12 protein-coding genes are annotated in these 15,241 nt (G+C 47.5%); 3 read left to right on the top strand and 9 right to left on the bottom strand.

The window, feature by feature from the left end; translation table 11 throughout:
• Positions 1-157: 157 nt before the first annotated feature.
• The 5 genes from ACOJUN_RS00360 to ACOJUN_RS00340 all read right to left on the bottom strand — a co-directional run bounded on the left by ACOJUN_RS00360 (position 158) and on the right by ACOJUN_RS00340 (position 6,466).
• Entirely contained in the window at positions 158-2,191 is a 2,034-nt protein-coding gene (locus tag ACOJUN_RS00360; protein ID WP_422134710.1) for an amidase, read from the bottom strand.
• Between the two features lie 176 nt (positions 2,192-2,367).
• Positions 2,368-3,147 (bottom strand): FKBP-type peptidyl-prolyl cis-trans isomerase, encoded by a 780-nt coding sequence (gene fkpA, locus ACOJUN_RS00355; protein ID WP_422134709.1) that lies wholly within the window; start codon positions 3,145-3,147, stop codon positions 2,368-2,370.
• Between the two features lie 242 nt (positions 3,148-3,389).
• Positions 3,390-4,628, bottom strand: coding sequence for an organoarsenical effux MFS transporter ArsJ (gene arsJ / locus ACOJUN_RS00350; protein WP_422134708.1), 1,239 nt, complete (start codon positions 4,626-4,628; stop codon positions 3,390-3,392).
• Complete coding sequence (locus ACOJUN_RS00345) at positions 4,603-5,397, bottom strand: metalloregulator ArsR/SmtB family transcription factor (RefSeq protein ID WP_422134707.1); 795 nt, start codon at positions 5,395-5,397, stop codon at positions 4,603-4,605. The genes arsJ and ACOJUN_RS00345 overlap by 26 nt, the downstream gene beginning before the upstream one ends.
• A 64-nt stretch (positions 5,398-5,461) precedes the next feature.
• Positions 5,462-6,466 (bottom strand): ArsJ-associated glyceraldehyde-3-phosphate dehydrogenase, encoded by a 1,005-nt coding sequence (locus ACOJUN_RS00340; RefSeq protein ID WP_422134706.1) that lies wholly within the window; start codon positions 6,464-6,466, stop codon positions 5,462-5,464.
• 431 nt (positions 6,467-6,897) lie between these two features.
• Between ACOJUN_RS00340 and ACOJUN_RS00335 the strand changes: the two genes are divergently transcribed.
• The 3 genes from ACOJUN_RS00335 (at position 6,898) to ACOJUN_RS00325 (ending at position 10,464) form a co-directional block, all read left to right on the top strand.
• The gene (locus ACOJUN_RS00335; protein ID WP_422134705.1) at positions 6,898-7,233 is read left to right on the top strand and encodes a PBPRA1643 family SWIM/SEC-C metal-binding motif protein; all 336 of its coding nucleotides are present in this window, start codon (positions 6,898-6,900) and stop codon (positions 7,231-7,233) included.
• Positions 7,234-7,690: 457 nt separating this feature from the next.
• Entirely contained in the window at positions 7,691-9,418 is a 1,728-nt protein-coding gene (locus tag ACOJUN_RS00330; protein ID WP_422134704.1) for a WD40 repeat domain-containing protein, read from the top strand.
• Positions 9,419-9,612: 194 nt separating this feature from the next.
• Positions 9,613-10,464 carry a hypothetical protein gene (locus ACOJUN_RS00325; protein ID WP_422134703.1) on the top strand — a complete coding sequence of 284 codons (852 nt, stop codon included), beginning with the start codon at positions 9,613-9,615 and terminating at the stop codon, positions 10,462-10,464.
• Positions 10,465-10,492: 28 nt separating this feature from the next.
• Here the strand turns inward: ACOJUN_RS00325 and ACOJUN_RS00320 are convergent, their stop codons facing one another.
• The 4 genes from ACOJUN_RS00320 to fba form a co-directional block, all read right to left on the bottom strand.
• On the bottom strand, positions 10,493-11,476 hold the full coding sequence (locus tag ACOJUN_RS00320; protein ID WP_422134702.1) for a hypothetical protein: 984 nt from the start codon (positions 11,474-11,476) through the stop codon (positions 10,493-10,495).
• Positions 11,477-11,713: 237 nt separating this feature from the next.
• Positions 11,714-12,736, bottom strand: a complete 1,023-nt coding sequence (locus ACOJUN_RS00315; RefSeq protein ID WP_422134701.1) for a hypothetical protein — start codon at positions 12,734-12,736, stop codon at positions 11,714-11,716.
• Positions 12,737-12,809: 73 nt separating this feature from the next.
• On the bottom strand, positions 12,810-13,715 hold the full coding sequence (nagK, locus tag ACOJUN_RS00310; protein ID WP_422134700.1) for an N-acetylglucosamine kinase: 906 nt from the start codon (positions 13,713-13,715) through the stop codon (positions 12,810-12,812).
• A gap of 90 nt (positions 13,716-13,805) precedes the next feature.
• Entirely contained in the window at positions 13,806-14,870 is a 1,065-nt protein-coding gene (fba, locus tag ACOJUN_RS00305) for a class II fructose-bisphosphate aldolase (protein ID WP_422134699.1), read from the bottom strand.
• Between the last annotated feature and the right edge of the window lie 371 nt (positions 14,871-15,241).

The following is a 15,241-nucleotide window of genomic DNA, read 5'->3' as shown; positions in this document are numbered from 1 at the left end:
GACCAATTTATTGCAACCGCACGACTGCATGGATGCAGGAGCTAGAGCAACGCAGGAGCAGTTGCCGGTAGGACAGTCTTAAGTCCGACAGGCTGCTAGACGGCAGCGGAAGCAGCAGTGCTGCGAAAGGAATTTTGACCATCATGGTGCGCAATAGCTACAAATCTCCTTTCCTGACTTTATAAGGAACACTGCCACCATCATCAGGGGATGGTTTTTGATAGGGTTTAAAACGTTTCAAAAACGTGTTGCTATCCGCCTTTTTTCTGAGTTCTCCGTCCATTTCCTGCTCAAGCAAATTGCCAAGTGCAAGCAACAGGTATTCACTATGAAAAGCACCCATTAGCTGAAGACCAAAAGGCAGGTCTTCATGATTAAAGCCGCAGGGGATGGTTATCCTTGGGCTGCCTGTCAGGTTGGCCAGCGAAGTATTGAATGCCAGAAGATACGTGGTGGCAAAATTCAACTCGCCAGCTGTATTTGTTAGCCAGTGTTTCAATTTGGCTGTAGCAGGCGTTAAGGTCGTAGGCATGGCAATAACATCAACCTTTGAAAATATATTGTTTTCAAAATGACCGACCAGGTCTCTCTGGTTTTGTTTGGCTCGCTGGACTTGTTCATAAGACAGGGCCTTGCCCATCAACAGAGCCATTTCAGTTTCATGGGGTAAATCCATACCATCAGTTTTGCCTACAAATTTGAATTTCCCCTCCGCTGCACCATGCCCAAACAGGATCATATGGGTCGCCCAGAGCCGTTTTCTGAAGTTCTCAGGCATAAATTGCATTCTGACAAAGAGGCTGTCTTTGTGACTTTGCAGTTTTTTAAGTTGGGTTCCCAATCGGTCAAGACATTCAAATGTTTTCTCTGAAACTTCTTTATCTGCATGTTCAAGCCAATCAGGATCAAGGCCTATTTTTAGAGTCTTCAAAGCCTCAGCTACTTGAGGGGTGGGATGAATTCCGCTTGAAACCTGATAACCGAGGGCAATATCTTTAAAACGGTTACCAATAAGTCCAATAGCCGTCAGAGCCGGCACTGCGTAGTCATAATTTTTGGTGGACAGTTTGTCTGTGGTGGGTTTAAGACCGGGTAAACCATTTAATGAGGCAGAAATGGATACAGACCCTCCATTATCGGTACCTACTGTTAATGGCGACAAGCCAAGAGCAGCCATCAGGGCACTGCCACTGGATGATCCACCCGCGACATGGAAAGGACTGAATCGATTAGAGATCCTGGGAAATTGTGGATTTTCTCCCGTTGCTCCAAGCCCGAGAATATGTTGATGGGTTGACCCCAGAATAATAACTCCCTCACTCTTTAACCGTTGGACCACTTCAGATTCAGTATTTTCAAACGCCATGTAAAAGGTCGGATGATAGGCCATTTTGCGACGAAGGCCAGCGGTCGGGTAATACCCTGCAACATTGATTTCTGAGCTTACGGCAATAGGAATACCTTCCAGCTCTCTAATAATCCGTTTTTTTTTACACTCTTCAATAACACCCAGGTATGCTGAAGTACAATTCCGCCATCGCAGATCCGAAGCTTCAGCCATTTTCATTGCCAGATTTTTGTCTTGTTCAATCAGCACATCCTTCATACTTTCTGGCAGCTTCTTTTCGTACCAGAGATAAATATCTTCAACCAACCTGAGAGGGGTTAGTTTTTGTTCTGCAAACAATTGTTGAATGTCATCAATGCCACCGGCACGATCAAAAAGTTCGGATATCCTGGCAGTTGGACTGCCGCGAGAGACATTGTCTAAAGAAGGAGCCTCTTCAGAAGGAGCCTCTTCAGAAGGAGCCTCTTCAAAAGGACCTTCTTCAAAAGGTCGCCGTTCAGGCCTGCCCGGAATACCTGCGTTGAGTGCTGATAATTCTGCGTCGGAGAAAAGCACAGGATCTTCAGGGTTTATGCAGCTCATGACCAACTGCCTTTTGATGTACTCAATCTGTTCATTGATACTCCCAAGACCCACTACCCAATTTCGGGTATAGTACAGCGAAAATCCGGAAAGGCTTTCTGAAGAACTCAGCCAGTCAGGATAATAGTCCCTGGTGATATAAGGTTTTTGCCTGGTACGACGATCAATATCAACAAGAACAGGGTCGGATAAGACATAGCCATAACTAACGGCCGCCACTAGAAGAAGAGTGAATACAAGAGCCACACCTGAACGCTGCATTGTAGTTCCTCAATAGAGTCTCTTTGACAATTTTCTAAGCAGGAGTCCAGTATAGATTAATGGGAGCCGACAAGGTTTCAGATTCTCTTTGGTATCGACCTGTACTCATTTTTTAACATAAAAAAAGGCCGGAAGATCTCCGGCCTTTTTGACTGACTGAAAACGATAGTCAGGAATTACTTCTTGTCAGTGCTGTTTTTGTCATTTTTGGTTTTATCGCTGTCGTCAGCGATATCCAGCAGTTCAACTTCGAAGATCAGTGTAGAAGCTGGTGGGATGGACCCTGCAGCCTGATCACCGTACCCCAGTTCAGCTGGAATATACAGCTTGTACTTGGAGCCTTCCGGCATCAATTGCAGACCTTCCTGCCAGCCTTTGATCACGCCGTTAAGAGGGAAGGTAGCTGGCTGGCCGCGCTCAACACTGCTGTCGAAAACGGTGCCATCGATCAGGGTGCCCGTATAGTGAACGGTGACCTGGTCTTCAGGGCCCGGCCTTGCTGCATCTTCTTTACCGGCTTCAATGACTTCGTACTGCAAACCTGAATCAGTGGTTTTCACGCCTTCTCTCTTGGCGTTTTCCTTCAGGAAGTCTTCTCCCTTCTTGCGGTCTTCGTCCAGACGCTCCTGAACCTTTTTCTCAATGATGGGTCGGATACGCTCTTCGTGACCCTGCAGGGCGGTGCGAATCTCTTCATCGTTCAGCTTACTCTCGCCATTCAAGGCTTCCATAAATCCTTTCTTGAGCAGTTCACGGTCAATGGTGATACCCATTTCTTCCTGCTGCTTGAGGGTTTGATCTGCGTAGTTGCCCAGCGAAGCCCCCATAGCGTAGGCGGCTTTCTGCTCAGGGGATTCCAGCTTGACTTCTTCAGTAACGGGTTGGGTGTTTTCCCTACAACCTGCGGCAAGAGCAACTACTGCGGCCAACGCGGTTACTTTGAGAACCTTTTTCACTATTTTTCTCCAATGGGTTGGTCAAAGTCCTGCCAGTCAAGGGCTTAGACCCGGTAAAGACAGGGAGAACCCTGCCCTGATGATTAAATATTGAATAATGGCACAGGGATTATAGTAATTGAACTTTTCAGAGCTTTTTTTGTGGGTTCTGACACTCTCTTGACCTTTTCAAACTGGATGTTGACTAAATTAGCGGCTTTATTGGTACATTTGTGCATATTTTTATGGATTCAGCCTGTGTCTTAAAGCTTGTTAACGGGAGAGGGAGCATGAGGATGCAGCCTCGGCAGGCCAAGGGAGATCAATGTAGTCAAGGCAACAAACAGGCAGGATACCCAGAGGCAGACAGTCAGTCCACCCAACTGGAACAGCCATCCTGATAATAGGGTACCCGTCAGTCGACCCATGGCATTGGCCATATAATAGAATCCCACATCCATGGACGCCCCATCCTCCCGGGCATAGCTGACAATCAGGTATGAATGCAGTGAGGAGTTAATAGCGAAGATGGCACCAAACACCAGCAGTCCGGCAATAATAGTCAGCTCAGGGTGCCATTCCAGCTGGATGCCCGAGGCAACAGCTATTGCGGATAATAACAGTGCTGCTGCCCAGACAGTGGCAGCTCTGCGTCCGGGAGGTGAGTCACTTTCATTGTCGGTAATTCGTGGCGCCAGCCCTTGCACAAACCCATAACCCATCACCCAAAGGGCCATAAAGCCACCGGTTTCAGAGTGACTCCATTCAAAGACACCAGAGAGATAGACCGGCAGGGCAATGACAAACCAGACATCCCGGGAGCCAAACAGAAACATTCTGGCTGCTGAGAGGATGTTGATGGCGCGGTTGTCAGAAAATATATGACTAAATTTCGCTTTTGCTCTGGACTTGCCGAAGTCCCGGTTCAGCCAGATCAGACTCATAATCAGAACCAGAGCCAGAACTGTCGCCATGGCAAACAGTGTATTTCTGAAGCCAATCAGTGATAAAAGTGCACCACCCAGAAAGAAGCCAGCCCCTTTCAGAGCATTTTTTGATCCTGTCAGGATAGCGACCCATTGGTACAGCTTACCCTGTTGTTTGCTACTGACCAGTTTTTTGATGGCTGTTTTGGCACTCATTTTATTCAGGTCTTTGGCAATACCTGAAAGGGCCTGGGCAAACATGACCAGTGGCACCGATAACCACTGGGAAGGTACGGTAAGCAACAACAAAGCAAAAATCTGCAGGCCAAGGCCGAAGTTCATCGTGCGGTTCAGTCCCAGTCTGGACGCCAGCCAGCCACCGACCAGGTTGGTTACGACACCGAAGAACTCATAGAACAGAAAGAGCATGGCTATTTCCAGAGACTGATAGCCAAGACTGTAAAAATGCAGTACCACCAGCATCCGGAGGGCGCCATCGGTCAGAGTGAAATTCCAGTAATTGAACGTCACCAGCAAATACTGTCTGAGGTCATACGACAGATTCTTTAACACCATACTTTCCCGACTTTTGTCTGCTGCTGTTTGAAGCCTGTTCTTTCAGGCGGATCTTTTCCTGGTTAATAAAATCCGGCTGGCCGGTTCTTGTTACCGCCAGAATCAGCTTCATCCAGGGTGGAAGATTGGGATTGAGGCGATAGAAAATGTTCTGGGCACGGCGATGAGAGCTCAGCACTTTTAAAGTACGCATCTGTGCCAGATGACGGGAAATCTTGGACTGACTTTCCTGAAGGGCTTCTACCAGATCATTGACGCAGAGTTCATGTTCATCCTCAATCAGCATAAGAATACGCAGTCGTGTATTGTCAGAAAGCAGCTTGAAAAAGTCGCCCGGATTGGAATCATTTTTGATAACGTTGGGGGTATTCAGCTGGAGAAACAGTTTGATGTGTCCTTCCAGAATGTCTGCAGTAGTTTCAAACGGGCTCAGACCTTCCTGTCGTCTGGGGTCTGCAAGATCCCAGTGTAACAGTGCGTCCGATTGAGGGTAGTGAGCACATTCGTTTTTGGCGTTATCACACAGGGTGATAACATAATCAAAATGCTGTTCTTCAAGATCCTCCAGACTCTTGCTTGTCAGGCCATCAGCGGCGATGCCCCGTTTTTTCAGCGTCTGAAAGACTCTGTCATCAATACCCTGGGGCTGGGTTCCGGCACTGAAAACTCTGAAGTCATCATCGGCCATATTGCGAAAGATGGCTTCTGCCAGCTGAGAGCGGGCCGAGTTTCCGGTACAGAGAAACAAGATAGAAAGCAGTGTCGTCATCGGTAATAAATGTCCGTCGTATAACACTCGGTTTGGTCGGCTCAGGGCCGGGTTTGAAATTAACTCAGGCTCCTAGCCCGACTTTTCTGGCCAGTTCAGCCGTTCTGGCTGAATAACCCATCTCATTGTCGTACCAGGCATAGATCTTCACCATTCGATCATTGACCACCATGGTTGAGAGCGCATCGACAATACTGGAGCGGGTATCGCCCAGATAATCGATAGAAACCAGGGGCCTTTCCTCGTAACCGAGAATGCTTTCCAGTTCATTTTCGGCGGCTGACTTCAGCAGACTGTTCACTTCTTCAATACGGGTGTCTTTTGCCACTTCAAACACCATATCGGTCAGAGAAGCGTTGGCCAGAGGCACACGAACAGCATGGCCATTCAGCTTGCCCTTCAATTCCGGAAAGATGTGGGTGATGGCTGTTGCAGAGCCGGTGGTGGTTGGAATCAGTGACATACCGCAGGCTCTGGCACGACGAAGATCCTTGTGGGGAGCATCAAGAATGGTCTGGGTGTTGGTGATGTCGTGGATAGTCGTCATGCTGCCACGAACAATGCCCAGGTTCTCGTGAATAACTTTTACGACAGGTGCCAGGCAATTGGTGGTGCAGGATGCAGCCGTTACAATCCGGTGTGTTTCCGGATTGAAGAGGTGATCGTTAACACCCATAACGGCGTTCAGGACCCCTTCTTCTTTGACAGGAGCGCTTACAACCACACGCTTGACACCCTGATTGAGGTATTTTTGCAGGATTGACGTTTTCTTGTGAACGCCGGTGCTGTCAATAACCACATCGCAGTCTGACCAGTCAATGTCGTCTATTTCTTTCATCTGACTGCAGGCAATCGTTCTGCCATCAACGTTAATGCGGTTGTCAGCGGCTGAAATATTGCGTGACCAGCGACCCTGAACAGAATCAAACTCCAGCAGGTGCGCCAGGGTTGGGGCACTGCCTGCTACATCGTTGATTCTGACAAACTCCAGCTCTGGCCAGTCAAAAGCTGCACGCAACACCAGACGGCCTATTCGGCCAAAACCATTAATACCTACTTTTACTGCCATGATGACCTCACTACTTCAGGTTGTTTTATGAATTGAAGAATAAGTTTGAATATTTGAATATGCGGATAATCAAATATAAAAAAAAGAGTGTCAAGTATTACGCGTTGATTTCAGTCATTCTACCTGCAGGACTTAAGTTGGGTTTGCATGGCTAAAAAGCTCTTGGTAGCAGATTTCTATGGAGATAGCGGTTATGGATGAAAGGATAGACCCGGTTTTCACTGGTGGCATTCTTGAACTGGTCATCAGGGCTCGCTGGCGTGGAGTCGCGGCCTTGGAGGCTGAGTAATGAGCAATTTGACTAAAAATTCATCAGACTTCTGGCTAAATCCTTTCAAATCCAGTAGATTACGTCGGTTTTACTGGCTATCCCTGCTCAGAGGTTATCGGGTACGGATAAAAAATTTACGATCAAATGTGGTGGGCTACCTATGCTTTATGCCGAAGGCAACCGTCTGATGAACCTTGCGGATAAACACAACCGGGGTTTCGAGCGTAAGAAAACAGCCCGGCTGGGTACTGAGAAAAATCCTGCCAGTGTGGTTGTTCAGAATGAAGAGCGTGAGCAGGAGCTGTCGGCCATTTTTGAAGAGAATGGTTGGTTTTACACCATTGAGATTGATGAAGAGAAGCAGGAAGATGTCTCTGATCTGGAGTTACTGAAGAACCTGCCAACCACCAGGGTGGTAGAAAAAACGCCGGGTCGCAACGATCCTTGTGTTTGTGGTAGCGGTAAGAAATACAAGAAGTGCTGTGGCCGATCATAATAGCCTGGCACTGTGCTACATAAGAACCTGCCAGACTTTTCAGGCGGCTTTCACTTCAAAAGGCTCTGTTGGTTACCTGGTGGTAGTTCATTTGCCACCGGACTCGACTGTCTCCCACCTTGATTATTGCCCTATCGTTTTGTAACTCTGGCATCTGTGAAGCTGCAAGCATTTATAACGAATGGTGATTCTGGAGTTAATTTATCCTATCCAGCGGATTATCGAATTCGCTGATTTGGACCTGTGCAGACTGTTATTGATCAACGAAGTTCGGAATCTGTAGCGGAGTGAGCTGGTGCTAAGCGGCGCTGCCCAGTGTGTGATGAAAGACAGAAGCACTGTTGGTTGCCATTACCAACATAGTATGAACTTTTATTCCAAATCCGTGTCCAACTGCCGTATCCACTTTTAATGTCGTTTCAAAATAAGGACAAATAAAATTTTAGAGGAGCTGGAAATGACACCAGAAATCAGGCAATTAAATGACAATTCCAAAATTGTCGATTCAATACAGACGCCCTCAGGGCGATCTCAATCAGAGCCGCCAACCGGTATCGGTATGGGCAGAGACATTAATGCATCTGGCCAGTGTGAATCTTTATTGGAGCAAATGCCCTTAGAATTGAAATATAAAATCATTGACTACTTGCATCTTCCAACTGCAAACCTTTTAAAACGGACATGCTCCAACCTCAAAAATGCTATCAAAGACGGCGATGTTCTGGCAAAAGCCTGGTATAACCGGTTTCCTTCGGCACATCAGGCTCGACTGGAAACAATCGTCAGTACAAAAGATGACAACCAGCTTCACGATTGGTTGGGACAGTTTACGAATGATAAGGCACTAATCAAATCACTTATACAATGCCGGGAGAGTTGTGATTTTCCTGCTATTTTCTATTTCACCATGACTGAACTGATGTCTAAATGTGAAACGTTTAAATTGGTTGATAATGGTGAGATTTCTCATGCTGGCCGGGTTGCATTAGCCACCTTCAGCGACGATGGCCTCCATGTGTTGACCAGGAGGGTGTCTGCCGGTCCTAACACAGTGAAAATCTTTGGTCAGAGCATCAGTGGATCATGGGATGTAAAAGCTAACATTCCTCATATCGATTGTACCAATTCAGCCAACTTCAGCACCGATGGCAATCATCTGGTCACCGCCAGTAGTGATGGCACGGCGAAAATCTATGGTCAGGAGGCTGATGGATCCTGGGAAGCAAAAGTGACCATTAATCATGTTCGTGAGGTCAACTCAGCCATCTTCAGTCCCGATGGTACTCTTGTGGTCACCGCCAGTGATGATTGCAATGCGCAAATCTATGGTCTGGAGGCCGACGGATCCTGGGTACCAAGAGCCAGCATTTTTCATGAAGGTTCGATAACCTCAGCCAACTTCAGCGCTGATGGACGCTATGTGATAACCACTGGTAATGATATGAAGCTGAGGATCCATTACCGAGAGGAAGATGGATCATGGCTGTTTAAAGACACTATTACCCATGACAGTAATCTAGACTCAGCCATCTTCAGCCCCGATGGCGCCCACGTGATGACCATTGGTCAAATGTTTGCGAACAATATGGATCTATTCACCCCCGACTCCATCTGCGATTACATGGTGATAATCTTCGGCCAGGATTCCGATGGATTCTGGAAAGAAAAGGCTGACATCAGGCATTTTCGTGAGGTCAACTCAGCTAGCTTCAGCCCCGATGGCATTCACGTGGTAACTGCCAGTAGAGATGGTATGGCGCAAATCTATGGTCAGAAGGCCGATGGATCATGGCAACGAAAAGCCAACATTGTCCATCAGAAGTCGGTGGTATCAGCCACTTTCAGCGTCGATGGTCGCCATGTGGTGACTGCCAGCTATGATAAAACAGTGAAAATCTATGTTCTGAGGGCCGATGGAGTCTGGAAAGAAAAAGCTTCCATTGCTCATGACGACGAGGTCAATTCAGCGATCTTCAGCTCTGATGGTCGCCATGTGGTGACTGCGAGTAAAGATAAAACGGCTAAAATCATTGGCCAGGAGATTGATGGATCATGGGTAGTGAAAGGCACCATTTCGCATCAGGGTGCAGTCGACTCAGCCACCTTCAGTAGCGATGTTCGCTATGTGTTAACCGCCAGTCGTGATCAGACGGTGAAAATCACTGAAATAAGGATGGGTAATTGATTTTTTTTCTCAGTCTAAATCAACGGCCAACACTGGCGTTACAGGATTTTTTTACAGGTTGGTCTGCTCTGAAGGTCTGCATATCCTTTGAAGGGTATGGTGTGAATTTCAGGAAATTTCTGGTGGTTCTGTCAGTTATTCTCGGCATTTTTTCTGGGAGTAAATGTTTTTCATGGTGGTTATGTGGTGATTATATGGTACCCAATTTTCCCGTTTTGGCCATTCCTGGTCACGAGGCTTTCATGCAAGATCTCATGGCGGCTGCCCATGAAGTCCTGAATCGTGATCCAGACGACGATGATTCTATAACTGACACGCTACCTGTCGTGCCGAAACATGTTGTTCCCTACATTCCTTCCGACAGACAGCAAAATGCTGCACCCAAAAAACTGGACGAGTGCACCATTACCTTTCCTGAGGTGCCTGAGGATTCGCCTTTTCTGGTTGGTGTTCGGGAGAAAGATGCAAAGGCAGCAGCGAGGGCTCCAGAGGCAAAGGTCCCTGAAAGTTCAACAGAATGCAATCTGTCGGATGAGCTTGCTGCACGTCAGGAAGAAAAAAAACAGCTGACCGACGCCATTATCGAATTACGACTTGAGTGTCTTAAAATCAGCCGCAAATGGGAAACTTATGTCCCCCGTGTGGATATCGATTCGGAAGCTGCCCGGGACGTAATTAACTACGCCATGGCTATGCGTCGCGGTACCGTAAAAAAGTCAACAGTCGCATACCACAGGGCGCAACTGAACAAGCAGGTGGATACTGTTAATGTCCAGTCTGCAGGGGATCATGCCAAACAGGCTGTCAATCGCCCTGAGGCTGACCCTACACCCAAATTACTCAGTAACGCTGGTATTTGCGCGGAATTAATGAAGACACTGGAATTGGCAAAAGATGCTGCAGCTATTTATGATCCAGACAGAAGGTCACTTGAGGATGATGTCAAACTGCAAGAAACCATCAAAATCTATGAAACTTATCAAAAAGTAAAGGGGCAGTTAGTCGACTTACAGGCAGCCCTGCAGGGGATTGATGATTTTTCGTAACTAAATGATTGCGACGATTTTATCAAAGTCACTGGTCCAGAAGAACGTGCATTTCTTCTATCTGTTTGCTGCAGCGGATGTTTGAGGGGGTAGAAGCCAGTTCAGGGCAATTCTCATCATAACCGGGATTAGGCGTTCGGGAGGGTGAAGCAATCATACAGTTCATCCAGATCAACCCAAAGAATGCTATTTCTTTCATTGCCTCAATCTTGCCCCGGAAAGTCTTAGGCCAGAAGCTTAAAGCATCAAAGATATCTGGCGTGCCAAGGCTTATCTCAATGCAATTACTGAACACTTCAAGCACAAATTCCCAAAAGCTGAATTCGCTACGATGGATGTTGATGTACAGGCTGTGTTTATAGGCTTCAAGGGAGTTCCAAACCATGCCGAGCATCATCATCGGAAAGGCATAGACACTGTTTGATAGTTGATAAGTGTTCCATATTTTCTGGTAGATCATGCCATGGAAGAAAATTTCAACCAGGTTGCCACCCCCATTGTACAGGGCATAAGTAGCGAGTTCTGATAAAGACTCTGGATGTAGATAGATATCATCTTTTATGGGCACGATAGGGTAGTCGGGTATTTCATAGACATGGTTGTTGTAGGTAGCTATTTTCAACAGTGTCTGACAGTCAGGGAGCAGGTTTTTCCCAGAGCTGTTAAAGGTCAATGAGGGAAATGAGTAACATGCGTATTCCAGTGTGTTGGGAGGCACGAAAACAGTTTTCTCGAAGATCCAACGCTCCTCATTTGAAAGGATGGTATGGCATACCAGGTGCCTGGGAAAATAAAAGGGGTCAAGCTGATGGCGATCCCTCATGGCTTTATGACAGCTTTCATGGGTTTTACTCATCTGAACACCGTCGTCCGCATGTGTCGCCATATGAAAATAAAAGCCGAGTAACGCAATGAGCTTAACAGTGCTAAGCATTTTAATTTTCAGTGAGCTGACTTTTGAAGGCAATTTATTGCAGCCCGGGCATCTTGCAGGATTATGGGAAGAATTCATCGGTGACTTTTCCTTTCTAAAGGATCAGACCTCCAGCGAAGAATAGACCTTTTTGATAAATTGTAAAAAAGAATGGTTTTTGCACAATGGAGCTTTGCGACACCCGCTAAGTTCGTCTCAATGAAAAAAGCCATTTCTGTTTCTGTTGCCAGAGACCTTCTGGAAAAGTTCAGACCCGCAGCAGGTCATCCTGTTTCGGTCAGACATTCCGGGTAAAGTTTTTTGTTACGTGGAAATCTATTGATCCAGAAGAACGTGCATTTCTTCTATCTGTTTGATGCAGGGAGCGTTTTCGGGGGCAGAAGCCAGGGTCGGGCAGTCCTCATGGTAATGGTTGTCAATGGAGTATGAAATCCATGAAGTTGCAATGACGATGCAGTTCAACCCGATGAGTCCAACAAATATACTCTCCTTCATAAAATTGATTTCGTCCCGGAAATCTTTCATTAAATAGTAATCGCCCCGGATAATTGGCAATAATTTAAATGCCTTAATGACTCCCGGTGCTTCAAGATCTATTTTAATGGGCATGCTGATAAGTTCAAAAGCGGTTTCCCCGATGGTGAATTGATGCTCACTATGAGTGTTAATCGCATGCAGGCTGTGTTTATAGATTGCAAGGGAGTTCCAGACTACGCCGAGCACCGTCAGTCGAAAAGCGAAGGCATTGTTGGAGAGTTGATAGTTTTGCCATATTTCCCGGTAGATCATGCCATGAAAGAGGGCAGCAGCCAGATTGCCACCATTGTATAAGACAGAGGTAATGAGTTCTGACAAGGTCTGCTCGGGGTGCAGATAGATATCGTCTTTGATGAGTACGATCGGGTAGGGGGAGCGGGGTATTTCGACGGCTCGGCTGGGGGGGACGGTTTTATTTGACATTGCCTGGCATTCAGACAACTGGGCTTTCTCAGAGGTATTTCTGGCGAATGAGCGACAAGTGTATTCCAGTCTGTTGGGAGGCACGAATGCGGTCTTCTCGATAAAGAGATCCTTTTCAGTGTGAAGGATGCTTTTGCATCTCAGGTGTTTGGGGAAATGAAAGGGATCGAAATGGTGACGGTCCCGCATGGCTTTATGACAGCTTTCATGGATTTTACTCATCTGTACCCCGTCATCCGCTTGCACTGACATGTGAAAACAAAAACTGAACAGAGCCATGAGCTGGATAGTGCCGAGGAGTTTGATTATCAGTGCGCTGACTTTTAAGAACTGTTTATTGCAGCCCGGGCATCCTGCAAGCCTTTGGTAAGGAGTCATTGGTGCCTCTTACTATCAGAAGAATAAATCAGACGAATAAGACATGCAGGAAAGCGTAGACCCTTTGCAGAAATCAGGCATTCAGCATAGCAGCACCACGCACACCCCCGGCATCACCGAATTCTGCCTTGCGTATCTCCGGCAGTTGTCCGATGTTCAGAGTGTATTTTGGCAGCAGAGGAGGAACCAGTTCGTAGAGTTCATCAAAGTTTGACAGGCCGCCACCCAGAACAATGACACCGGGGTCCAGAATATTGATCATGGCACCCAGTCCCGAAGCGAGCAGTTCACAATAAATCTCAACAGCTCGTTCTGCCCGGGCATCATGATGGCGGTATAGTTGTACTATGTCTTTGCCTGACCGGGACTCGGAGGCGACATGCTTATATGCCAGCTCCAGACCTCTGCCTGACAAGTAGTTATCCAGACAGCCGTGCATGCCACAGCCACACTTGACAATGGGAAAGTCTTCGCCAGCCAGTTTGAAAACATGGTAGGGCAGTGGTGTGTGTCCCCATTCGCCTGCCAGGTTGTTTCTACCATCATGAATCTTGCCGTTGATATAGAGACCGCCACCACAACCGGTTCCGAGAATCACCCCAAAAACCGTAGGAATTTTATCACCTGCTCCGCCAATGGCTTCCGACAGGGCAAAGCAGTTGGCATCATTTTCAATTTTGATGGGGCGATCCAGAAGTAATTCAAGATCAACTTGCAGATTCTGGTTGTTGGTACAGGGCACATTAGCACACTGAGCCTTGCCGGTATCAGGATTAACAAATCCGGGAATACCAATACCTACACTACCTCGTGTGTTTAATTCACGATCGGTTTCTAATACCAGTTCACGTATGGCTTTTTTAAAGGCATCGTAGGAGTCGGTCGGTGTGGGTAAGCGTTTGCTCACGAGTTTGTTATGCTCATGATCAAAAACGGCCAGCTCCATTTTAGTGCCACCGATATCCACTCCATACAGCATGGCTCACTCCTGAATCTGTTTTAAAGTAGTTTAAGCATAAAAAAGCCAACCCCGGAGGAGGTTGGCTTTTGTGATCAAGCGACGGTTGTATTACTGGATTTTTGGGTCCAGCTCACCCTTACCGTAACGAATAAACATGCTTTCCAGACTGGTGTTGCCAATCTTTGAACCCTGACCTGCAGCGCCGAACGCTTCATAACGCTGGATGCAGATGTCTTTCATGGCTTTGGTGGCCACTGCGAAATATTTGCGCGGGTCAAATTCGGAAGGGTTTTCTGCCATGAAGCGGCGAATAGCGCCCGTAGACGCCAGACGCAGGTCGGTATCAATGTTGACCTTGCGAACGCCGTGACGAATACCTTCCTGAATCTGTTCCACCGGTACACCGTAAGTTTCAGGGATTTGCCCACCGTTTTCGTTGATGACTTTCAGCCATTCCTGGGGAACAGAAGAGGAGCCGTGCATCACCAGGTGGGTGTTCGGGATGCGCTGGTGGATTTCACGAATACGGTCGATCGCCAGAATATCGCCTGTCGGTGGACGAGTGAATTTGTAGGCGCCGTGGCTGGTACCGCAGGCAATGGCCAGGGCATCCACATGAGTGGCTTTTACAAATTCTGCTGCTTCATCCGGGTCTGTCAGCAGCTGATCGTGTGACAGGGTGCCTTCTGCGCCGACGCCGTCTTCTTCACCGGCCTGTCCGGTTTCCAGAGAGCCCAGGCAACCCAGTTCGCCTTCTACAGAAACACCACAGGCGTGTGCCATTTCTACTGTGCGACGGGTTACATCAACGTTGTAATCGTAGGAAGACGGTGTTTTGCCATCATCTTTCAGTGAGCCATCCATCATCACGGAGGTGAAGCCAAGCTGGATGGAACGTTGGCATACAGCGGGGCTGGTACCGTGATCCTGATGCATAACGACTGGAATATGGGGGAACTCTTCAGTGGCGGCCAGAATCAGGTGTCTCAGGAAAGGGGCACCTGCGTATTTACGGGCGCCTGCAGAAGCCTGAACGATGACCGGGGAGTCAGTCTCGTCGGCAGCCTCCATAATGGCGCGCATCTGTTCCAGGTTGTTGACATTAAATGCGGGGACACCGTAGTTGTTTTCTGCGGCGTGGTCGAGCATCTCACGCAAGCTGATCAGGGCCATTGCCTGCTCCTGCTAATCAAGGGGTGATTGAATTCGGTGGCTATTATCCCTGTTTCTTGGGAGTGGTGCAAAACATGAACGGCTTCAGGTATCTGAATACTAGTTCAGATAAGAAAGAGGTGGGCAAATAATAAGCCCGTTAGTCTGAACTACCGGGCTGATAAGTACTCAGCCATACGGAATCGAATATTTCTGGCTTATTGGGCAGGTGCTCTGCAAGGCGCAACGACGGGAACATAGCAAGCTATGTGACCAGAGTTGCAACGCATCACGACTGCATGGATGCAGGAGCTAGAGCAACGCAGGAGCAGTTGCCGCGAGTGCCTGAACAAGAAGTCAGAAAATATGATTTCGTATGGTTGAGTACTTAA

Origin of the sequence: Endozoicomonas sp. ALD040 (genome assembly GCF_049275945.1) — a bacterium.
GTDB lineage: Bacteria > Pseudomonadota > Gammaproteobacteria > Pseudomonadales > Endozoicomonadaceae > Endozoicomonas_A.
Note: the sequence above shows the minus strand (reverse complement) of the source record. Positions and strands in the feature narration are given on the sequence as shown.